The organism is Gilliamella sp. B2889, assembly GCF_026536885.1.
Taxonomy (GTDB): Bacteria; Pseudomonadota; Gammaproteobacteria; order Enterobacterales; family Orbaceae; genus Gilliamella; species Gilliamella apicola_E.
Map to the genome: position 1 here is coordinate 31,653 of NZ_JAFNNF010000007.1, position 23,793 is coordinate 55,445.

Below are 23,793 nucleotides of genomic sequence, written 5' to 3' on the forward strand. Positions count from 1 at the left end.
ATTTGCACTTATTTAAAAATAAAATAATTTTGGAATGAATGATGAATACTAAACCAGCCAATTCAATGTCGAACGTAGCGTTAGCTAGTTTTATCGGCACTGCAATTGAATTTTATGATTTTTATATTTACGCCACCGCTGCTGCGCTAGTGATTGGGCCGGTATTTTTTCCTGATAGTTCGCCATCGGCTCAAGCGCTGCAATCATTTGCAACGTTCGGTATAGCTTTTGTTGCAAGGCCTATTGGGGCGATTTTGTTTGGTCATTTTGGTGATCGCATTGGTCGAAAGTCCACCCTAGTTGTATCGCTTATTTTGATGGGCGTTGCAACGGCGTTAATTGGTTTGTTACCTGGGTATAGTGTGATTGGCTTTTGGGCGCCATTTTTGTTGTGTATTTTACGATTAGCACAAGGCTTAGGTCTTGGTGGTGAGTGGGGTGGAGCAGCATTATTGGCAACGGAAAACGCGCCAAAAAATAAACGCGCTCTGTTTGGGATGTTTCCTCAGTTAGGCCCTTCGATTGGGTTTTTATTATCTAATGGGGTATTTTTATGTGTTACGCTTTCGCTGAGTAACGAGCAGTTTTTAGATTGGGGTTGGCGTATTCCTTTTGTTCTTAGTGCGGTTCTTGTGGTTATTGGTTTGTATGTCCGGTTAAAATTAGTTGAAAGCCCCATTTTCACTCAAGCTTTAGCCAATAAAAAACAAGTTAAAATGCCAGTAATGAATATGTTTGTTCACCATTGGAAAGCGTTGACGTTAGGCTCCTTTTCGATGGTAGGTTGTTATACGCTTTTTTATATAACCACAGCCTTTTTATTGCAATATGGCACTAAATACTTGGGCATCGAAAAAGGTCATTTTTTAGGATTTTTGTGTGTAGCGATTGTATTTATGGCGATCGCTACCCCGATTTCTGCTCGACTTAGCGATAAATACGGGCGTAAGCCGGTGTTAATTGTTGGCTTAATGCTTGTTGCGCTATCAGGACTGTTGATGACTCAATTTATGGCTAGTGGTAGTGAATTATTGGTGATGACCTATTTATGCTTATCACTATTTTTGATGGGGATTATTTTTGCGCCTATGGGGGCATTTTTACCCGAGATTTTTCCAACCAATATTCGTTATACCGGGTCGTCAGCAGCGTATAGTATTGGTGGGATTTTAGGGGCATCAATTGCGCCAATTATTGCTAATTATTTAGTGGCACATGGTAGTTTGACGTGGGTAGGCTATTATGTGGCGGTGGCGTCAATCATTAGTATCATCGCAACATGGTTGATTAAAGAGACATTAAATAGTGATTTTTCTGAGTAAAAAGTTAAAAGGCTCACTTCGGTGAGCCTTTTTTATCGGTTATTTTACTGCTTTGCCTTTTTCGACATAGCTCATGTCACCTAATGATTCAACAATGAATTTGCCATCATCAGTGTAACGAATTTTAGTGACGCTCGCGTTACCTAGTCCACTTGTGATTGGTTTATCTAACATTTCTTCAACCATAGCCATAATTGCCATGCCGTGAGAAACAACAAGAACATTACCGCCACCTTGTTCTTGGGCTGATTTTGCAATTGCTCTTAATGATGCTTGCATACGTGTTTTAACGGCATTGTAGTCTTCTGCTTCGCCTGATTTTTCAACGGCTTTAATCGCATCCATCATTTTTTTAAGGGTGACTTTACCTTTAGCTAAATCAGCCATTAATGCTTTGTCAGACTCATAACCTAGGTGCTGTGCTGCGGGATTCCACATGTTGGGATCAAGATCACCTTCAAAATCACCAAAACACGTTTCTCGTAATCCTTCCATTTCGTTAATGCTTAATTTTGTATCACCTTTAGATTCAAGAACAATGCGCGCAGTTTGTCTTGCTCGGCCTGAATCGCTTGAATAGACCGAAATAAAGTCGATACCTTTTAAGCCACGACCAAGTTGCTGTGCCACTTCAATTCCCGGTTTTGTTAGTGGCGTGTCTGACCATCCTTGAGCACGATGGACGTTGTTGAACATGGTTTTACCATGACGGGTAAAATAGATATTCACTTCGGCAGCAAATGATTGTGCAATTGATGCGGTAAGGATAGCGGTTAATCCAATAAGTTTAATGAGTTTTTTCATAGTTTCGTCCTTTTCTATAATAAGTTGAATCGATAATCAATAACGGTTTCGGCTGACAGTGTTGGTGAACGTTGAGCTTTGCCGTCTCTTAATTTTGGCGTAATGTCTTTACTGCTTAAGGTTTTATAAGACCAACCATAACCAAATTTTGACAAAATAGATAGATTTTTAAATGTGCCACTTGTTGGTTTAAAGATGTTAAACACGTTGATTTCGCCATTTTTTAAGGTTTCATGTTTGTAGTTAAATTCACCGTAGTTGAGATATAAACCTGTGGTATTGTCTTTAAAGAAGTCGTAAGTCAATATGCTTGAAAATACCAGTTCACCATCACGCATATAGTCGGCTGCAGCTGCTGCCATACCGTTAAAACGTCCACGATTGTTTTTACCAATATGACGGCCATAGTAACCTATAGCACCTTTGCGGTTAGCGTCAGTATAGGCGATACCGAATTTAGCACTCCAGTCGGCTTCTTTCCATTCAATGTCAGTTGCGTAATGCCATGCTGAATCATCAAAATCACGGACATTAGCTTTCATTTTGTCATGGTTTTTAAGTGCGGTACTACCGTAAATTTGTGAACCAAGAATAAGTTTATCCATCGGTTTATAAGAGAACTCGATTGCATGACGTTTGATGTAGTCTTTAGCAACGCCATAGGAGTAATCAAGTTTTACTATTTTGTCATTATACGCAATACCGGCCGTTTTGATATTATCAATGACGTGTTTTCTATCTAAGCTATAAAAATGCACTTTTTTCGATGATTCACGCGGGAAGGCGCTGTCGATGTAAGCAAGTTGTAGCGCTAAGTTTGAGTATTTTAATACGCCACTGTATCCCAAATAACTATAACGAGTTAAATGTTGTGATGAACTCATTACCCCCGTATCTTTTAAGCTATGCCATCCGACTTTACCATTAAAGTTGATATTTTTATCACCGAGTTTGACTTTGGCATAACGTTGAGTAAATTTGTTAAAACCATGCGCATTGTGTTTGTTTGGTTTTTTGCCTGAGTTATAGAGTAGGTTACGAGTTGCAAAGTAGTCACTAGCACCAAGTTTTATAACGTTATCATAGGTGAAATCAAAACCTAGGGTATCGAATAAATAACCCGATTTATAATTGAGCGTAAATGCTTGACCCCATGCACTATGGACTTCTTTAGGTTGGGATGCGTTTTCTTTTAAATACTTCCAATGGTTACGTGTTGAAAATTCAAATTTAGTATCTTTGAAAAAGGCATTATTCAAAAAGCCATTTTCACTATTGATTGAATTTGAATCAGCGGCAATAGCTGAAAAACACATGATGTTAAGTAATGCTAAGGAGACGTACTTTATTTTCATTATTATTTCCTATTTTTATAAATTTTTTTCCAAAAAAAAACCTAAACACAACCCAAGCTATCAAGCTTGAGTCATATTTAGGTTTTGCCTGCAAAAGCAGTAACAATCCTATTCGACTAAATTTTACTAATTGTTTCTAATTTTGACGATTTTCACCGATATTTAATGATGATTTACCCTCATTAACATAGTCCATACTGCCAATTTCAACTACCTTATATTTACCATTTTGGTAAACAATTTTGACGACAGTTGCATTCGCTAATGGTCTGTTTTTAATAGGATTATTAGTTAAGTCATAAATCATTGCTTGAATCGACATGCCTGATGAGATCACCAATATATTTTTTTGATGCTTAGCCAGTGCGGTCTCTACAATAGTGTGGAGTGCGTTTTGAGTGCGCTCTTTAACTTGGGTAAAGTTTTCCGCTTCATGCTTAGGATCACTTTTGGCAATCGCTTCGGTTAACGTTGTTACTGGGATCTGCCCTTGTACATAACTTTTATAAAAGGCATCAACCGACTTGTAACCCAGTGATTTCATAGCTGCGGATACCATTTTCGCATTAGTACCGCCTTCAAATCCGCCGTAAAAAACTTCGCGTAGACCTTTTAACTCTTGTATTTTGTAATGTTTTACCCCTTTTTGAGCTAACAACACTTGCATGGTTTCGCGTTGACGACCTGAATCGCTGGTGTAATTAGCATCAAATCTGATGTATTTCTTTTTAAAGCCTTCACCTAAATAACGCGCCGTTTCTATTCCTTTGTTGGTTAAGGGTGAATCGGCCCAGCCTTGTACTAGATCATAGGTATTGAATAACGTTTTACCATGCCTTGCAAAATAGATGGTAACCACATCATCACGATTAGCATTAAACCTACTGCTTGGTTGATTACTACATCCAGTCGAGAGTGCGGTCAACAACAGTAAACTGGTGGTGATTTTAATTATTTTATTTATCATCTTTATCCTCGTAATCTGCTCAGTACATTTGCAGGTAATGCCAAGCAGACATTACCAGCATGATCATTATTTTAAAGTTGCACCTTTGGATGAAATCACAGACTGATACCAATAAAAGCTTTTCTTTTTAAAGCGTTTTAATGAGCCTGAGCCATCTTGGTTTAGATCAACATAGATAAAACCATAACGTTTGGTGACTTCTGCTTTTGATGCACTAATGAGGTCAATTGGTCCCCAACTGGTGTATCCCATTACTTCAACGCCGTCGTTAATAGCTTCGCGAATTTGCACTAAGTGATCATTCATATAGTTTATACGATAATCATCATTAACCGTGCCATCTGCTTCAAGTTTGTCTTTGGCGCCTAAACCATTTTCAACAATAAACAGTGGTTTTTGAAAACGCTCATAAAGTAGGTTTAATAAGTAACGAATACCAACCGGATCAATCTGCCAGCCCCATTCAGATGCTTTAAGGTGAGGATTTGGGACCATATCAAGAATATTACCTTTTTGACGGAGTGAATCGTCCGCTGTGCCACAACAACTCATATAGTAACTAAATGAGATAAAGTCGATGGTTTCTTTTAAATCTTCACGATCTTGATCGGTAATGGTTAGCTCAATATTGTTCTCTTTAAAGTAACGATTCATATACGTTGGGTAGTAACCACGAGCCTGAACATCCCCAAAGAATAACCAACCATGATTTTCTACATGTGTCGCCCATACATCTTCTGGTTTTGGCGTAAGCGGGTAGGCGATAGCGCCAAGTAACATATTACCGATTTTGGCATCAGGAATGATTTGATGACACAATTTTACCACACGGCCACTGGCAACTAATTGATGATGAATCGCTTGATAGATTTCGGCTTTAGTACTGTTACGATCTAAACCAACGCCAGTAAAAGGTTCGTGGAGTGACATATTGATTTCATTGAAAGTTAACCAATATTTCACTTTATTTTTATAGCGTTCAAATACTGTTTTGGCATAACGAGTAAAAAATTCGATGACTTTACGATTTCCCCATCCACCATATTGTGTGACAAGGTAGTAGGGCATTTCATAATGCGATAAGGTGACAAGTGGCGTAATGTTGTGTTTTAACATTTCGTCAAATAGTTTGTCATAAAACGCCAGGCCTTTTTCATTTGGTTGCTCTTCATCACCATTTGGAAAGATTCGGGTCCAAGCGATAGATGTTCTTAAACAGGTGAATCCCATCTCAGCAAACAGGGCAACATCTTCTGGATAGCGATGATAAAAGTCGATTGCCCGATCTTTAATACTGGTAATATCGACTTTATTGCGATCGACAATATCACCAAATAGACCATTAGGCGTGCAGTCAGATGTTGATAGTCCTTTGCCATCTTCACGATATGCACCTTCAACTTGATTGGCAGCAATAGCGCCACCCCATAAAAAATCACTAGGAAATGTATTTGCCATGTTTTACTCCTTTTTTGCACTTAACGCTAATAGCGCGTCACCTTGTTGAACGTCATCTTGTTTGAATATGCATTGCACATCGATATAGTCATCACTATTGGTAATAATAATTGGTGTGGTGACTTCAAAGCCGGCTTGTTTAATCGCTTCGATATCAAAGCTAACAAGTCTATCACCTTTTTTCACCTTTTGGCCGGCTTCAACATGCGCTTCAAAATGTTGCCCATCTAATTTAACCGTATCGATACCGATGTGAATAAGGATTTCTGCCCCTGATTGAGTTTGAAATCCGATAGCGTGTTTAGTTCTAAATAGCGAAACAACTTCACCATCTTCAGGCGCGACAGTTTCGCCAATGGTTGGAATAATTGCGGCACCTTTACCCATCAATCCGCTGGCAAAAGTTGGATCATTGACTTGATTTAAATTAATGAGTTTGCCGGTCATTGGACTTGAGATAGTATCGATCTGCGTTTGACTGTTTATTGGCGATTGTTCTGCATTATCCGCTTTTTTATCTTTAGGAATACCAAATAGATAAGTTACCACCAATGCAATTATAAATGAGACTATCGAACCGATTATGGCAGCAAAGAATTTATCATCCAAACCATCACTTGGAATCATTTGTAAAAATGCAAAGATACTGGTGAAGCTAAATGAGAAGATAACCGATTTGAAATAACCAATAATCGCACCGCCAACCATGGCTGAGAGACAACCGATCACAAATGGGCGTTTTAATGGTAAGTTAACGCCATAAATTGCTGGTTCTGTTACCCCAAATACACCTGAGAGTGCTGACGAACTTGCCAACGCTTTAACTTGCGGATCTTTACTGCGCATCATCACCGCCAATACCGCACCGACTTGGGCAAATACCGCTGGGAATAAGATTGGCAACATAAAGTCTTGATGATATACGGTAATATTATTTATCGCAAAGGGTACCAAGCCCCAATGGATACCAAACACAACCATTATTTGCCAAAGTCCTGCTAAAATCATACTGGCAATAACAGAATTAAGTTCATAAACATAAATAATGCCACTAGCAACAATGTTACATAAAAATGCAACGACTGGACCAATAAGCGCAAACGTTAATGGCACAGTAATGGTAATACCGAGTAGGGGCGAAATGAATTTTTTAAATGAGTCATGCATGATTTTGTTGAAGTTACGTTCAAGCAATGAATAAAACCATGCCGCTAAAATTACCGGGAAGACTGAAGATTTATAAGGAATTAATTTAATAGGGATATTGAAAAATTCGGTTTGTAATTCAATTGCTTTTCCTAGCATCTCGGTAATATCCGGATAGACTAACGCGCCACCGATCGCCATTCCAACATAAGGATTACCACCAAATTTTTTAACCGCTGAAAAACCTAAAATGATCGGTAAATAATAAAATGGCGCATCAGCAATAGCGTTTAAAAAAGTAAATGTTGGCGTTTTTTCCTGAACAATGTCACATACTTGTAATAGAGACACAATCCCTTTTAAAATACCGCCAGCAACCAGTACCACTAAAACTGGAATAAAAATACTTGATACTAAATCAATCAGTCGTGACACAATCCCTTTTTTAGGTCCCGCATCTTGAGGAGCAGGGGTATTATTAAGGCTAGTGATATCCATAATTGCATTAAATACGTCAGCAACATTATTGCCGATAACGACTTGGAATTGTCCACCACTTTGAACGACAGTAATGACGCCAGTTTGTTTTTTAATTATTTCGGCATCTGCTTTTGATTCATCTTTCAATACAAAGCGAAGTCTGGTAGCACAGTGTACTAGACTGACGATGTTTTCCTGACCACCTACGTTCTCAATAATTGATTCAGCAAGTTGCTTATTTTTCATAGCTTATCCTTATTTAAGCGCAAAAAAAAACCTAAACCCCAGTAAACACGGGATTTAGGTTTTGCTTGCATCGATAAAATTAACCAATGCAATAACAATCCAAAAAAAGATTCCTTATTAAATTAACATAAAATAAATTAGCTTGTTGACAATTCATTCGTTAATTTGTGATGTATATCACATAATTATTTTTTTAATTCCGACCTCAATCGTTCAATATGAATAGTGAGATATAAACTTTCATCATCAGATAGCGGATGTTGATATTGTTGGATTAAATGAAGATCTATCTGTTTAGTGCAAAGATAGGCTTGTTCATATTTTTCACGGATAATCTCATACAACGAGGTATCTTGCTGTGCGGATTTACCTTTACTCAAAATTCGGTGTGCAAAAAACTTTAAATGGGTAACAAATCGTTGATAAGAAAGGCTGTTTTCGTCATATTCGAACCGAAAGTGATATTTTACGATATTTAAAATTTCACGCATGATTTTGGTCATATTAACAATATTGGGCATGGTATCGTTAAGCTCAGCATTGATAATATGAAACGTAATAAATCCTGCTTCATCTTCATGAAGCTCAACACCCAACCGTTTTTTAATGACATCTAAAGCGTACACACCGATTTCATACTCTTTAGGGTAGAATTTTTTTATCTCCCAGATAAAGTTATTAGGAATATTAAAACCTTGTTTATGCCGTTCAATGGCAAAATAAATATGGTCAGTTAATGAAATATAGATACTATCTTGTAATTTACTGCCTAAAAATTGTCTGGCATGATTGATAATAATATCGGTTGTGGTATGAACTTCGATTGGAATTTCAGAAAGCAGTTCAGCAAATTTGGGTAATATTTCTTGATTATTTAATGAAAACTGTTTTTCGATAAGTTTCGGGTCGATCTCATCACCTTCCCGTTTTTTAAATCCAACTCCTCGACCCGTAACAATCAATTCATTCCCTTTGGAATCTAAAGTCACTACAACATTATTATTTAATATTTTATGAACTTTCATCTGATTCTGTCTAAATTTTAAGATTGATTTATTATCTATCGCAAAACGAAAATGGAAAGGAGGAATATAAAAAAGTGTGACTGACTTCATAAATTTGAGAAAAATAAATTGATTATTCTCAAAAAATAAACCCGATAGGCGAGCCATATCGGGTTTGGGTGAATAAATTAATTATTGTGCAAGTAGTTTATTCATTGTTTGAATAAATTTGCTTGGATCATTTAACGATCCTTTTTCTGCTAGTAACGCTTGATCTAATAGCAATTCAATCCAATCACTAAATGCGGTTTCGTCTTGCGTATCAGCAACACGTTTAACCAATTGATGATCAGGATTGATCTCAAAAGTATATTTTATCTCTGGTGCTTTTTGTCCTGCTGCTGCAAAGAGTTTTGCCATTTGAGTAGACATCTCGTCGGCAGCGGTAGTGACAATTGCTGGCGTATCAGTTAAACGATGTGTTAATTTAACTTCTTTAACTTTATCGCCTAATACTTTTTTAACACGTTCGATAAATGGCTCAAGTTCTTTTTCGACTTGTTTTTGCTCATCACTATTTTGATCAGCTAACTTCTCGATTGACTCGTCAGATTTACTGATTGATTGGAACTGTTTACCATCAAATTCAGTTAAATTGCTCATCATCCACTCGTCAATACGATCAGATAATAATAAGACTTCAATGCCTTTTTTGCGGAATAGCTCAAGGTGAGGACTATTTTTCGCTGCGCCATAACTATCAGCAGTGATGTAATAGATCTTCTCTTGGCCTTCTTGCATACGGCTAATGTAATCGTCTAAAGATACAGTTTGCGCCTCGCTATCACTTTGTGTTGTTGTAAAGCGTAATAATTTCATAATCGCTTCACGATTAGCATAGTCTTCACCAGTACCTTCTTTTAAGACTAAACCAAATTCACTCCAAAATTGTTGATATTGTTCTTTATCATCTTTGGCAAGTTTATCTAGCATTTGTAAAACACGTTTAGTACAAGCATTACGAAGATTTTGTGTCACTTTATTATCTTGTAATATTTCGCGTGATACATTTAATGGCAAATCATTTGAATCAATTAAGCCTTTAACAAAACGTAAATAATTAGGCATAAATTGCTCAGCATCATCCATAATAAACACTCGTTGTACATAGAGTTTTAAACCGTGTTTATTGTCACGATTCCACATATCCCAAGGCGCTTTAGATGGAATATAGAGCAAACTTGTATACTCTTGTTTACCTTCAACACGGTTGTGGCTCCAGCTTAGTGGATCGGCAAAATCATGTGAAATATGTTTATAAAATTCTTTATACTCTTCATCACTCACTTCTGATTTGCTTCGTGTCCAAAGTGCTTGGGCTTTGTTGACTTTTTCCCACTTAACTTCATTTTCTTCAGTAGTTTGGACTTCAACCGGTAATGAAATGTGATCTGAATATTTGCTAATAATTGAACGTAGACGCCAATCATCTAAAAACTCTTTTTCATCTTCTTTTAAATGTAAAATAATTTCAGTACCGCGACTTTCTTTTTCTGTATCAGAAATCGTGTATTCACCTTCACCAGCTGATTCCCACATTACTGCTTCATCGGCTTTAGCTGTTGCAGCGCGGGTTTTTACTGTCACTTTATCGGCAACAATAAAGGCAGAATAAAATCCAACACCAAATTGACCAATTAATTGGCTGTCTTTCGCTTGATCACTACCAATGGATTCTAAAAAGGCTTTGGTACCTGATTTGGCAATCGTACCTAAATTTTCAATGACTTCATCACGAGTCATCCCAATACCATTATCTGCAATGGTTAATGTGCCAGCTTCTTTATTTGTTGAAATGCGAACACCAAGCTCAGCATCACCCGCATATAAATCTGCATTTTCAAGTGCTTTAAAACGGAGCTTGTCGGCTGCGTCAGATGCATTTGAAATAAGTTCTCTTAAAAAAATCTCTTTGTTTGAATACAAAGAGTGAATCATTAAATGCAGAATTTGTTTAACTTCGGATTGAAATCCACGCGTTTCTGTTCCTTGCTTACTCATTGACTAATACCTCAACTATTTTTAGCAATTAAAAGTGATCGATACATTTTAATTGATTAACTTTGACATAATGTTTTGATTAATTGTTGTATTGCTATATGGGAATTAAAAAAAGAATTTCAAGAGGAGAGGTTATGATAAACCGTTGATTGGTGATTTTTTAATTGATTAAAAAAAAGCCCTGATAATGTATCAGGGCTATTGATGATAATTTAATTATCGAGTTTCTGGTAAAAAGCCACAAACTAAAATAAGAACAACGGCAACCGGAATAATTACGCGAGTTAAAATCGTCCAAACGCCAAACCAGAAGCTATTTAAGTTAAGCTCTTTACGAATGACTTTTTGGTTCATCATCCAAGCACCAAAGATAACAGTACCTAATCCTGTCACAGGTAACATAATCTTACTTGTGAGGTAATCAAGCAGATCGAAAATATTTTTATCAAATAGTTTCAGGTCTGCCCATTCATTGAATGATAAAATACAAGCGATACCCAATGCCCAAATTAATACACTACTAACCACTGTTGCGGTTTTACGACCCATGTGCGTTTTTTCTTCTAATAACTCTACCGTAGGCTCAAGTAATGATATTGATGAGGTTAACGCAGCAAAAGTTAGGAAGATAAAGAATAAACAACCTAAAATTGAACCTGCTGCCATATTACCAAAAGCGATAGGTAACGTTACAAAGATCAGACCAGGACCAGAACCCGCTTCTAAACCATTAGCAAATACTAATGGGAAGATCGCCATACCTGACAACATCGCAACGATAACATCTAAGATAACAACGGTGCGAGCAGTAGAGATTAAGTTCACATCTTTACCAAGATATGAACCGTAAGCCATCATAATCCCCATTCCTAATGATAAGCTGAAGAATGCATGACCTAAAGCCGCTAAAATGGCAGTACCATTTAATGCCGACCAGTTTGGTGTGAATAAAAAGTCAAACGCTTGACCAAATGATGATCCACTAACGATGGCTGCATAAGCAACTAAGACCAATAATAAAATGCCAAGGCCAGGCATCATTACCTTACAAGCACGCTCTAAACCAGCGCCAACGCCCATTGCAACAATAATGGTATTGGCTGCCATAAACACCGTATGCCAAATCAACAAGCTAGAGGTATTACCAAGAAAACCTTTGAAGATTTGCGCCGTTACGGCACCATTCGCACCATTAAATGTACCATTGATAGCTAAAAAGATATAATCGGTAGCCCAACCGCCAATTACACTATAAAACGAGAGAATTAAAAATGAGCCAAGTACGCCGATAATCCCAACCCAGCGCCACAATTTTGAGCGACCTTCTGAAACAGCAACATCTTCCATGGTATGGATTGGATTTTTTTGCCCGCGACGGCCAATTAACCACTCTAAAACTAGAATAGGCAGACCAATAACAAACATAAATAGCAAATAGGTAAGTACGAATGCTGAACCACCCATTTCTCCAGCCATGTATGGAAATTTCCAAATGTTACCTAAACCCACAGCAGAACCCGCAGCTGCAAGCATGAATCCCATGCGAGAGCTCCACTGTGAATGACTTTTCTTCATAGTACCTGTACTCATGAATATATTTTCCCTTGAGTTTTTGATTAAATATTTAATTTCTAGCATCAGCCGAGGCTGAACTATTTTTTTATTAGATAAATAAAGTGCTAAATCATGCCATGAATTAAGCCTATAGACAAGAAAACATTACGATTTATAGTTATAGCCAATGAAAAAATTTAGCCTATATCGCTAAGTAAAACGGAATTTTTGAGTGGTTGAGTATAGAAATTATGAGTAATAAAAAAAGTTGAGGAGCGGGGTTTTTAAAACGGTTTGATATTGCTAATCATCAACTCATCGCATATATTACATCAATTCCCCTTTTTGATAAGAATACCCATGACACAAAACATCGATTTAAACGAGATAGATAAGTTTGCAAAGTTAGCTGCACAATGGTGGGATCCAAATGGCCAATGCAAACCATTGCATATCATTAATCCATTGCGAGTTGATTACATTAAATCAAACGATTTGAATCAAAAAAATGTATTAGATGTTGGTTGTGGTGGGGGAATATTGTCTGAAAGTTTAGCCAAGTTAGGTGCAAATGTAACCGCTATCGATTTGGCTGATGAATCATTAGCGGTAGCAAAATTACATGCCGAGCAAAATGGTCTTTCTATCAACTACCAAAAACAAACCGTTGAAGAGCACGCCACACAGTATCCATCACACTATGATGTGATAACTTGTATGGAGATGTTAGAGCATGTGCCTGACCCATTTTCTATTATCAATGCCTGTGCAAAACTGCTCAAACCGAACGGAAAACTCTACTTATCGACCATCAATCGTAACCATAAAGCAAAACTTATGTTGATTTATGGCGCTGAATATATAGCGCGCTTAGTGCCAAAAGGGACTCATGATTTTAATCGTTTTATCCGTCCTTCTGAATTAATGAATTGGGTTGAACAAGCGCAGTTAACGGTTAAAGATATTATTGGAATGGAATATCACTTACTCAGCAATCAATTCCGTTTAGGTCGTAATGTTGATGTAAATTATATTTTGATGGCTCAAAAAGACGAGCTCAATTAAAAGTGGGTGATTGATTATCGCCTAAAAATAAATATCAAATTCTACTAGTCTTTTATATCGAATGTGAGTAGAATACATCGGCAATATTTTATCAACAATCCAACTCAATGGTGAATATTGTCATGTCTCGTATAGTTAAAGAAGCCCTCACGTTCGATGATGTTTTATTAGTTCCAGCCCATTCAACTGTTTTACCTAATACTGCTGATATTACAACTCAACTGACGCAAACCATCAAATTAAACATTCCAATGCTATCTGCTGCCATGGATACGGTAACCGAAGCCGAACTGGCTATTGCCCTTGCTCAAGAAGGTGGCATTGGTTTTATCCATAAAAATATGCCAATTGAAGTTCAAGCTGAGCATGTAAAGCGTGTTAAAAAACATGAAAGCGGAATTGTTCAAGATCCAGTAACAGTACTACCAACAGCAACTATTCAACAAGTAATCGATCTTGCTAAAGAATATGGTTTTGCAGGGTTTCCGGTTGTGACAGAATCACAAGAGTTAGTCGGTATTATCACTGCTCGAGATGTTCGATTTGCAACTGACTTATCACTATCTGTAACTGCGGTAATGACACCTAAAGAGCGCTTAGTCACCGTTAAAGAGGGCGAATCTAGAGAAAGTGTACTGCAAAAAATGCATGAACATCGTGTTGAAAAGGTTTTAGTGGTTGATGATAAATTTCACTTAAAAGGCATGATAACCGTTAAAGATTACAATAAAGCAGAACAAAAACCTAATGCATGTAAAGACGAAAAAGGTCGCTTACGTGTTGGCGCAGCAGTAGGTGCGGGTGCGGGTAACGAAGAGCGTATTGCTGCTTTGGTTGAAGCCGGCGTTGATGTTTTACTTATCGACTCATCACATGGCCATTCAGAAGGGGTACTTGAACGCATTCGCCAAGCAAGACAAGCCTATCCAAATTTACAAATTATAGGTGGCAACGTTGCTACGGGTGAAGGCGCAAAAGCGCTAATTGATGCAGGCGTGAGTGCGGTAAAAGTGGGTATTGGACCGGGTTCTATTTGTACCACGCGTATCGTCACTGGGGTAGGGGTACCGCAAATTAGTGCCATTATGGACGCTGTTGAAGTGGCTAAACAACACAATATTCCAGTTATTGCTGATGGTGGCATTCGTTTTTCAGGTGATATTGCTAAAGCTATTGCCGCTGGCGCATCTTGCGTTATGGTTGGTTCAATGTTTGCCGGAACTGAAGAAGCACCTGGCGAAATCGAACTATTCCAAGGTCGTGCTTATAAATCTTATCGCGGTATGGGTTCGCTCGGTGCGATGGCAAAAGGATCATCGGATCGCTACTTCCAATCAGATAATGCTGCCGATAAGCTAGTACCAGAAGGTATTGAAGGCCGAATTGCTTACAAAGGTTTATTAAAAGAGATCATCCACCAACAAATGGGTGGCTTACGCTCATGTATGGGGCTAACTGGTTGTGGAACTATCGATGAGTTACGCACAAAATCGAAGTTCTACCGCATTACTGGCGCAGGTATGAAAGAGAGTCATGTTCATGACGTCCTAATCACTAAAGAGCCACCTAACTATCGAGCGGGTTAATCAATAAATATCAATAAAAAAGGATTCAGTGTAATCCTTTTTTTATGAGTAAAATTTGCTTTCTAAAAAAGTTGAGGAGCGGGGTTTTTGGGGGGTAAAATTACGCTTTTACAGCTTCGCATACATCGCTTAACACGTCGATTTTTTTTTAGGTGTTTCATAAAAATTTGAATAGCGATTTTTTTGGTGAGTCTAAATTCAAAAAAAATTCAAATTTTTATGGTTATAAAATGATGAATTTTTAAAGGTATGTAAAGTCGATCTTTTTAATTAAGACAATAGTTAGCCGATCATTGTTCGGATCTTTTCGTGATCTCCTTTACGAATGTTAGCAATTAAGTCTATTGAGGGCTATTGCATCGTATTTTTGCCGTAACTATAATCTCCAAGTGTTATAGATTTGCAGTTAGAATCTAAAGTGTTAACTATATAAAAATCATAAAGTTACTTGACAGGATTGTCGTTATGCATTACAATTTGCACCATTGTTCGACTTTAAATTCATCAAAGTTAAGATCTCAACTTTCATTTTTCCGAGAACTTCATTTTTTCATCTGTTCAAGCAAAATTCTACGAATTTTGGCGCGATCTTTTCATCGATCCAAATTATTTCGGCTGATCTTTGTCGTACTATTACTTCCTTCTTTTAGCCATGCATTAACCGTTAATACCTCGAATTCTATTCACGGAAATGAGCCATATTTAACTTACGATGGCGGTCGTACTCGTGCGGTTAATAATGACGGTTTGCTCGGGATTACACTATCTGATGGTACACATTATACGCCTTCTACCAATTCTTCATCTATAACTCCAATCTCCTTGCCTGTTGAGGGACAGAGTTTTGCTGATATAAGTATGTTCGTCCCAACTAATACTAATTCAGTCGATTTAAATTCTCTTATTGGTCCTCCTAATAATTATTGGGGAGATGATGATGGAGATGGTGATGTTTCTGCGACGGGTAGTTTAAGTTTATCTATCGTGGATAACAGTAATCAAGCTGTATCACGTAATACCGTGCTCGATATTTGTAAAGCACCTTATCAAGTAAAATTAACTAGTACTAATGGCGAATTAACTACGCGTTACGGTCTTCCTCCTAATAGTACTTTCAATGAAAGTAGTGTCACTTATACTGTTAATCCTAAGGCTGTTCCGGTGGTTTGTTTTGCTAGACCAAACTTAAAAAATGGTAAGTATGGCGATTTTGGTATTTCTCACGACTTCGCTGGTCCGTCTTGGATGTGGGATCCTGCTAATGGCTTTATTCCTCAATCAACTGACTCATCACGTTATAGTTCAAACTTTCCTACTACTGCTGCTAACAAAATGTACTTTGATCTAATCATTGGTGGTGTTAATCAGGCTTTGTCTTGGTCTCCTGTTACGATTGAAGGTATCACTGCGACAATGAGCAATTCTACAGCTACAAGTGTACGCGTTACCTTCACTGGTCCTATCCCAATCGAGACAGGCATGAGTCCTACTCCTAAACCTATTGCCCAACCTAATTTACCTCAGACTTTTGAGTTAATTGGTCGTGATAGCAATGGTAACCCTGTTGTTAAATATGGATTTGTATTAAAGCAATGGTTCGTCAACAGTGGACCCGCGGCAAATACTTATTCTCGTGCAACACTTTGGTGTAATGGTCTGGGTTATCAAGTGGCTGAGATAAAGGATTTAACCAATGCATCTTGTCGTGGTAAGGAGTCAGGTAATTGGTGTAGAGGTTTAGTCGGTGCTACTCCTTCTTCACCAAATAATTTTTATCAGCGTTATATTGGTGGAGGTTTTGTTTCTGAATGGGGGATGATGAGCGGTTACCCCGACGTCAAATTTTACGGCGATACGTACTGGACAAGTACCCCAAACAATGATGGTAAGACTTATGTCTTGGATATGAGGCATGGTTCAGCGCTTAGGGACAGTTACAGCTCGAATGCGGTTTGTGTTAATCGTTAGAACTTATTATTAAGGTTGATCAATAGCAAAAGTAAATCAATTCGCTGATGAATCGTTAATTTGATGGCTCTGAAATGATATTTTTATACATTTTTAGCTAAATGACTAAAATAGTATAAGTATAAAAAAAGTTGGTAACATGTTGATTTATTGTGTTTATTGGTGGTGTGTGTTATAGTTTTAAAGAGTTAAACTTTCGATGTTTATTTTTTACAAAAGTATAATTTTAAATATTTTCCATAGTGGATCGCGAATTTTGGTGCAATCCTTATTTCGAACCTTTAATTTATTATTCAGGCAAATTTTTTTAACTATTTTGCTTTCTATCCCCTTTTGCAGTTATGCATTAACAGTTAAAACTTCAAATATTATCCAAGGTAATGCTCCGTATTTAACGTTTGATGGTGGTCATACACGAGCTATAAGTACTGATAGTTTACTAGGAATAACTTTATCTGATGGAACTCAATATACGCCATCAACCAAGCCTTCATCCATTACACCGATTGAGTTGCCGGCTGTAGGTCAAAGTTTTGCTGATATTGGAATGTTTGTTCCAACTGATAGTAATTCAGTCGAACTCAGTACGCTTATTGGTTCTCCTTATAATTATGGAGAGGATGATGATGGTGATGGTGATTTCTCTGTTACTGGTAGTTTGAGTTTATCTATTTGGGATAAAAACTATAAGTATGTATCGCGTAATGCAATGGTAGATATTTGTAAGGCGCCTTATTACATTCGTTTATCTACGACAGGTGGTAAATTAGCTACACAATATGGTATTCCAAACAGTATTAAATTTGGTGCCGGTGATGTCATTTATATGATAAATCCTAAGAACGCTGTGCCGAAGCTTTGTTATGCTAGGCCTAATTTAGCACCCGGTGATATGGATGAGAACTATTCTCATGACTTCCGTGGTCCAGCTACGATGTGGAGTCCTTCTGATGGCTTTCTTCCTCAATCATTTTATGATTTAAATTTTCCTACAGCTGGTGGTCATGGATTGTACTTTGATTTAGATATTGGTGGTGGTGGTGAAGATTTATCATGGGAACAAGTCTCTCAAGGTGGCATCACTGCGACTATGACAAAGTCACCGGTGACATCAGGTGTTCGTGTTAAATTAACAGGTCCTTTTACAACTGAGTCCCAATGGAATTTAGACAATCCGGGTCGTATTGCAACGCCTATTTTACCACAAACATTCGAGTTAGTTGGTCGTGATAGTAATGGTAACGCTGTTGTTAAGTATGGATTTGTGTTAAAGCAGTGGTTTGTCAGTCGTGGTACTAATAGTTACACTTATCCTTCGACACTATCTTGGTGTAACAGTTTAGGTTATCGTGTGCCTAAAGTAAAAGATTTAACTAATGCATCTTGTCAGGGAAGCAATTCGCGCACAGAGTGTGATGGTTCAGTTGGTGCGACTCCTTTTTCACCTGATAATTTCCACCAACGTCACATTGGTGCTGGCTTTTTTTCGGAATGGAGCGACTTGTCTCGCTATTCTGGAGCCAATTTTGACTACGGCGAGTTTTGGACTAGTGACGCTAATGGTAGCAATCGATTTACCGTGAACTCAATATTAGGTTCTGTATATGGATCTGAGTATTCTGGCGACCCCAACAATCGGGGAATTTGTGTTTGGCCTTAGTTTTTATTTTTTGTTCTTAATCCATAGGCTTTAGGCATATGAACGATAGCGTTAAAAGAGTAGCGGAATCGAAGGGTCAACGTCGTTGAGTGATAAAAGCAATTTTGTGGCTTAGCGACGTTTGAATTACTCGCTTAGGCGCGTTTATTTTTGCGGTTTTTTATCGCAAAAAAAAGTTTAGGAGTGGGGTTTTCTAAGCCCCCAAAATATTATTTTTATAACCCTTTTTTTACTCAAAAAATAAAATAATTAAAAATCACAATGTTAAAAAGATACTAAAAAAAAGGTTTTTAAAACTCCAAATGCACTTTGCCTTTTTGCAAACAACGATTATAGTATGTCTTGTTCTAGGTTTATGCCGTGTAGGCAGTTTATAAAATATAATTTTCGAATCAATCAACATCAGTCAGTTTATTCAGTGCAGATAATATCCTGTTTCTTAAAAAGTTGAGGAACGGGGTTTTTGAGGGGTTAAATTTTACTTAAAAAATTATTCAAATATCAAAATCACTAAATTTCTAATTCAAAGCCCTAAAATAAAATTTTTCAGGATCAATTACCCTGATTTTAAAGATTTGTAATGACAATATCTTTAGTTAAAACAGTGTATAATCAATTATAATTTAGATCCTTTTTAGATCCCGCTTACAAAAGTTAACATAAATGAGCGAAAAAAAGTGTTGCATCGTGTTTTTCCAATCACTATACTTTTTACACGGTTTTAGCTAATAGGCTAAAATTTGACAGAAAAGTATAAAATTGTAAATTAATCAAGAAATTACTTGACAGGGTAGTCTAAAATGCATTATAATTTTCAACAGGCAACAGGCAACAGGCAACCTGGCCAACCTATCTTTTAAATTCGCCTAAGTCCAGTTCCCAGCGTTTATTTTATATACAAGCACATTTTTCCACGAGAACAAGTAGAATTCTTCGAATTTTGGTGAGTTCCTACTGTCGTTCTAATTTATTTCGGCAAATTTTTTTGAGTGTACTTTTTTTGCTTACTTTTTCTAGCTATGCATTAACATCTAAAACTTCAAATGTAATTTATGGTAGTGCTCCATATTTGACCTTAGATCATGGTCAAACCAAAGTTATGACTTCTGAAGCTTTATTAGGGATTACATTAGAAAATGGTCAACAATATATAGCGCCGGGGAGTACAGCAAATTTATATCCTAATGCTATTGTTGATTATTCCAGTCAGTCTAACCCGATTACGTTACCAAATGGATCAAATCAGTTTAGTAGTGTTAAAACACTTGTTCCAATTACAGGAAATAATAATTATCCAAAAATTAATCTTAGTAATTTAATTGGTTCCCCTTATAACTATTGGCAGGATGATGACGGAGATAGTGATATTAGTGCTACAGGCTCTTTGACTGTTAAATGGCAAGATGTGGTAGGTAATGATATTACTTCAGTTGTAAAACACAACCCTTCACAAAAACTTTCAGCATGTGATGCTCCTTATAAATTAACTGTTACAGCAACTAATGGGCAACTATCTACTCAATATGGCCATCCGAAAAGTAGTACTTTTCGTAATGGTTACCATGTGTATTATTTAAATCCAACAATTGATCGACCTAATGTTTGTTATGCTCAACCTAATTTAAATGGCACCGGTGGTGATGAATTATCTTCGCAATGGAATGCGATGAAAGGCTTTAAGGTACAGAATATTAATTCACCAGAAGTAAACTTTCCTACAACAGGCTTTAATGGTGCTGTTTTTTACCTTTTATTAGGTGGAATTAGTCCTGAACAGGTTATATCAGCCAATGGATCTACCATTTATCCAACAAATGGTAGATCAAATATTTCATTAGCACTTTCATCAACAGTGACACCAAGATGGGGTTCTTATTCTTCAATACATAAAGGCGGTGATATTGCATTAAGAGTTGAATTGCGAGGACCTACTATAAATTCTTCAAATCCTCAATTTAATCCTTCAGTATTTAAAATTTATTCCGATAGTTCAAGACGTAATATTTTGTATACTTTTAAAATTCAACGTTGGTTTATTGTAAAACCGTATGGATTTGGAGGTCGTTATCGTGCAGAAGATTACTGTGCGGGATTTAGTGGTTATAGATTACCAAGTTTAAGGGATTATAATAACGCTAACGGTCAAGGTTGGACAGGAGGGATTCCTGGGCGCACTGATAGATCTGGGCGACGAGAAATTAGCTATAAAAATTATAATAATGAATGGGTAGGGGGATTATCAAATGAATGGGGATATCTTATTAAAGATGTAGATAGATCACCACAATATCCAAATGCTGAATGGGAGTTTGAACGTTATTGGGTTAAAGAAATTAAATATTCTAATCGGCCCTATATAGCAGTTAATTCACCTTTTGAGGCTGGAGCTGTTTATTATAATGATTGGGATGATCGGTCCCCTCGCGTTAGCTGCGTATCTCCATAATCAATCTACCGTTAAATTTAAGTTTTATTAATTAATGAAGATTCAGATAATTAAATAAAAAAATCAGAAGCGGGGTTTTGGGCGCTAATAAATAATTATATTTAGCTTTATTACCCCGTTTATCCGTTAACTTATTAGCTTTTTATTTTATTGCTTTTGCCACTATTTGTTGTGCTTCTTGCTGTAAGGTGGCAAGGTGTTCGTTGCTGATAAAGCTTTCGGCATAGATTTTATATGCGTCTTCCGTTCCCGATGGGCGAGCTGCAAACCAGCCGTTTTGGGTGATCACTTTTAATCCACCAATTGGCGCATTATTTGCTGGCGCGGTAGTGAGGCATTGGGTTATTTCTTCACCGGCTAGTTTGTCTGTGGTTAATTGGCTTGCATCAAGTTTGGCCAGTTTTTGTTTTTCAGCAAATGTAGCCGAAGCTTGAATGCGTCCATAGTATGAGATACCAAATTTGTCTTCAAGCTCTTGATATTGTTCTTGCGGATTTTTGCCAATTTTGGCCGTCATTTCTGCAGCAAGTAGACATAAGATGATGCCGTCTTTATCAGTTGTCCAGACTTTGCCGTTGGTTCTTAGGAATGATCCGCCTGCGCTTTCTTCACCAGCAAATCCGAGTTTGCCGTGATAGAGTCCATCAGCATACCATTTAAAACCAACCGGATATTCAAGGTATTTTTTGTTTAAGCTGTTAGCTACGCGGTCGATCATTGAGCTAGTTACAAGTGTTTTACCGATTGCGATATCTTTGTGCCATTGTGGGCGGTTTTGGAATAGGTAGTTTACACAGGTTGATAAGTAGGCATTTGGGTTCATTAGTCCTTTTGGGGTGACGATACCGTGGCGGTCAGCATCGGTGTCGTTGCCAAAGGCTAGATCGAATTTGTCTTTTAGATTTAGTAATCCTGCCATTGCCCAACGGCTTGAGCAATCCATGCGGATAATTTCATCATGGTCAAGATGCATAAAGCTAAATGTTGGGTCGATTTTGTTGTTAACGATTTCTAGGTTTAAGCCATATTTTTCAGCAATGCGTGGCCAATAGGTAATACAGGCGCCACCAAGCGGGTCAACCCCAATTTTGAGTGATGATGATTTGATAAGCGATAGATCGACGATGTTTTGCAGGTCATTAACATAATCGGTTTCATATTCTTTAGTATGCAGGTAGTCAGATTTTATCGCTTTTTCGATCGTGACGCGTTTGACACCATTTAGGTTGGCTTTGAGTAGTTCGTTAGCGCGATTTTCGATCTGTTTGGTGATGTCAGTATCAGCAGGCCCGCCGTTAGTTGGATTGTATTTGATTCCGCCATCTTCAGGTGGGTTGTGTGATGGCGTGATAACGATGCCGTCAGCTAATTGTGATTGTTTATTGTAAGTTAAGATGGCGTGCGATATTACTGGCGTTGGTGTGTAACCCCAGTTTTGAGCGATAACTACGGTTTGTTCGTTAGCAATAAAGACTTCTAAAACGGATTTTAGCGCAAGTTCGGATAAGGCGTGGGAATCTTGGCCAATAAAGCAAGGACCAGTGATGTTGTTAGCTTTGCGGTATTCCGCCACCGCTTGTGCAATGGCTAGAATATGAGCTTCGTTAAAGGTGCCTTTGTTTGAGCTACCACGGTGACCCGATGTACCAAAGATGACCAGTTGGCTGATATTGTCTGTATCTGGTTTGATTTGGTAGTAATTGTTTTTTAATGTTTCGACATTTATTAGGTCTGTCGGTTGCGCTAACAATCCCGCACGACTTGGCTTATCCATTTTTTACTCCTCTTTCACAATTCGTTTTATTCACTTTTGTGTTCATTGCGTGAATTTTTATTTACTTGATGGTGAGAATGCATGAGTCACTTGGTTTATCATGCTTTCTGATATTCCCATGTCACTCATAATCGATTCAATAATGAGTATTTTACGAGCAGTATTGGTGTTGCTAATGACCCAGTATGGGGTGCCAATGATTTCTCGTGGTTTGGTATTTTTACCTGAGGTTTCAAGTGCTTTTTTGTCTTTAGCTAGGTATTGACGCTTTCTACCATGGAGTGAGGTCGCTGCAATGGAGAATAGTGCTGAGTTGTAGTTGTATAGCGCGTTTAATACCGTTAAAAATCGACTGATGGTAGATCTTTCTTTTGTAAATCTTTCACTTTTAATGAGGTTTTCAATAACTGAATAATTGTTTTCAGTGAGTTCTGATGGGGCAATTTCGATTGCTGACAATTGGTTGAACTTTAATAATCGTCTTAAAATACTTGAAGCATCTTCACCTATATGTTGAGTTTGACCTGCAATAAATTGATAAAGTTCTTCGTCGATTTCGATAGTTTTCATGCTGTTATTTTGCCTATAAAATTATTTTACTGGACAACCATCAGCTGCGATGGCGTCAAGATTTAAATTCGGTTTGTCATTCATACAATCAAGCTTAGATTGATGAGTGACGGTTTCATTTTTCGTCGTTGCTTTTTGATTTTCATCATGACAGGCAGTTATCATAACTGATAATATTAAAGGAAAAAATAACCGTTTCATGTACTTATTGTATGGTAGATTAACTATTGAGCTGAGTATAACCTAAGTTGATTATAAATTATATTATCAAATGATAAAATTGTGAAAATGATGTTGTCGTTTTTGCAAAAGAATATTATGCTATTA

17 protein-coding genes are annotated in these 23,793 nt (G+C 37.3%); 6 read left to right on the forward strand and 11 right to left on the reverse strand.

Annotated elements, in window-relative coordinates:
* The first annotated feature begins 41 nt into the window (after positions 1 to 41).
* Positions 42 to 1,322 carry an MFS transporter gene (locus tag J3U09_RS09955; RefSeq protein WP_218058411.1) on the forward strand — a complete coding sequence of 427 codons (1,281 nt, stop codon included), beginning with the start codon at positions 42 to 44 and terminating at the stop codon, positions 1,320 to 1,322.
* A 39-nt stretch (positions 1,323 to 1,361) separates the two neighbouring features.
* On the opposite strand, the gene J3U09_RS09960 is transcribed toward J3U09_RS09955, so the two are convergent.
* The 8 genes from J3U09_RS09960 to J3U09_RS09995 all read right to left on the reverse strand — a co-directional run bounded on the left by J3U09_RS09960 (position 1,362) and on the right by J3U09_RS09995 (position 12,433).
* Positions 1,362 to 2,126: a histidine phosphatase family protein gene (locus J3U09_RS09960; protein WP_065562679.1), complete on the reverse strand. Its 765-nt coding sequence runs from the start codon at positions 2,124 to 2,126 to the stop codon at positions 1,362 to 1,364.
* A gap of 14 nt (positions 2,127 to 2,140) precedes the next feature.
* On the reverse strand, positions 2,141 to 3,481 hold the full coding sequence (locus J3U09_RS09965) for an OprD family outer membrane porin (protein ID WP_065562678.1): 1,341 nt from the start codon (positions 3,479 to 3,481) through the stop codon (positions 2,141 to 2,143).
* Between the two features lie 136 nt (positions 3,482 to 3,617).
* Positions 3,618 to 4,448, reverse strand: a complete 831-nt coding sequence (locus J3U09_RS09970; protein ID WP_267358101.1) for a histidine phosphatase family protein — start codon at positions 4,446 to 4,448, stop codon at positions 3,618 to 3,620.
* Positions 4,449 to 4,514: 66 nt separating this feature from the next.
* Positions 4,515 to 5,906, reverse strand: coding sequence for a glycoside hydrolase family 1 protein (locus tag J3U09_RS09975; protein WP_267358103.1), 1,392 nt, complete (start codon positions 5,904 to 5,906; stop codon positions 4,515 to 4,517).
* Positions 5,907 to 5,909: 3 nt separating this feature from the next.
* Positions 5,910 to 7,778, reverse strand: coding sequence for a beta-glucoside-specific PTS transporter subunit IIABC (locus J3U09_RS09980; protein ID WP_267358105.1), 1,869 nt, complete (start codon positions 7,776 to 7,778; stop codon positions 5,910 to 5,912).
* A gap of 185 nt (positions 7,779 to 7,963) precedes the next feature.
* Positions 7,964 to 8,803 (reverse strand): BglG family transcription antiterminator LicT, encoded by an 840-nt coding sequence (gene licT, locus J3U09_RS09985; protein ID WP_220225919.1) that lies wholly within the window; start codon positions 8,801 to 8,803, stop codon positions 7,964 to 7,966.
* Positions 8,804 to 8,974: 171 nt separating this feature from the next.
* Positions 8,975 to 10,843, reverse strand: coding sequence for a molecular chaperone HtpG (gene htpG, locus J3U09_RS09990; RefSeq protein WP_065562674.1), 1,869 nt, complete (start codon positions 10,841 to 10,843; stop codon positions 8,975 to 8,977).
* Positions 10,844 to 11,059: 216 nt separating this feature from the next.
* A complete protein-coding gene (locus J3U09_RS09995) occupies positions 11,060 to 12,433 on the reverse strand; it encodes a sodium-dependent transporter (RefSeq protein WP_218058410.1) in 1,374 nt (457 codons plus the stop codon).
* Between the two features lie 324 nt (positions 12,434 to 12,757).
* Here J3U09_RS09995 and ubiG point away from each other — a divergent pair, with 324 nt between their 5' ends.
* The 5 genes from ubiG (at position 12,758) to J3U09_RS10020 (ending at position 21,122) form a co-directional block, all read left to right on the forward strand.
* Positions 12,758 to 13,462, forward strand: coding sequence for a bifunctional 2-polyprenyl-6-hydroxyphenol methylase/3-demethylubiquinol 3-O-methyltransferase UbiG (ubiG, locus tag J3U09_RS10000; protein WP_267358107.1), 705 nt, complete (start codon positions 12,758 to 12,760; stop codon positions 13,460 to 13,462).
* Between the two features lie 122 nt (positions 13,463 to 13,584).
* A complete protein-coding gene (gene guaB / locus J3U09_RS10005; RefSeq protein ID WP_267358109.1) occupies positions 13,585 to 15,048 on the forward strand; it encodes an IMP dehydrogenase in 1,464 nt (487 codons plus the stop codon).
* A 465-nt stretch (positions 15,049 to 15,513) separates the two neighbouring features.
* Positions 15,514 to 17,016, forward strand: a complete 1,503-nt coding sequence (locus J3U09_RS10010; protein ID WP_267358111.1) for a hypothetical protein — start codon at positions 15,514 to 15,516, stop codon at positions 17,014 to 17,016.
* A 259-nt stretch (positions 17,017 to 17,275) separates the two neighbouring features.
* The gene (locus J3U09_RS10015) at positions 17,276 to 18,676 is read left to right on the forward strand and encodes a hypothetical protein (protein ID WP_267358113.1); all 1,401 of its coding nucleotides are present in this window, start codon (positions 17,276 to 17,278) and stop codon (positions 18,674 to 18,676) included.
* 985 nt (positions 18,677 to 19,661) lie between these two features.
* The gene (locus J3U09_RS10020) at positions 19,662 to 21,122 is read left to right on the forward strand and encodes a hypothetical protein (RefSeq protein ID WP_267358115.1); all 1,461 of its coding nucleotides are present in this window, start codon (positions 19,662 to 19,664) and stop codon (positions 21,120 to 21,122) included.
* 142 nt (positions 21,123 to 21,264) lie between these two features.
* On the opposite strand, the gene pgm is transcribed toward J3U09_RS10020, so the two are convergent.
* The 3 genes from pgm to J3U09_RS10035 are packed head-to-tail and all read right to left on the reverse strand — an operon-like array spanning position 21,265 to position 23,667.
* Positions 21,265 to 22,896, reverse strand: coding sequence for a phosphoglucomutase (alpha-D-glucose-1,6-bisphosphate-dependent) (gene pgm, locus J3U09_RS10025; RefSeq protein WP_267331601.1), 1,632 nt, complete (start codon positions 22,894 to 22,896; stop codon positions 21,265 to 21,267).
* Positions 22,897 to 22,953: 57 nt separating this feature from the next.
* Complete coding sequence (locus J3U09_RS10030; protein ID WP_065562668.1) at positions 22,954 to 23,466, reverse strand: hypothetical protein; 513 nt, start codon at positions 23,464 to 23,466, stop codon at positions 22,954 to 22,956.
* A 21-nt stretch (positions 23,467 to 23,487) separates the two neighbouring features.
* Positions 23,488 to 23,667, reverse strand: coding sequence for a hypothetical protein (locus tag J3U09_RS10035; protein WP_065733934.1), 180 nt, complete (start codon positions 23,665 to 23,667; stop codon positions 23,488 to 23,490).
* Positions 23,668 to 23,793 lie beyond the last annotated feature (126 nt).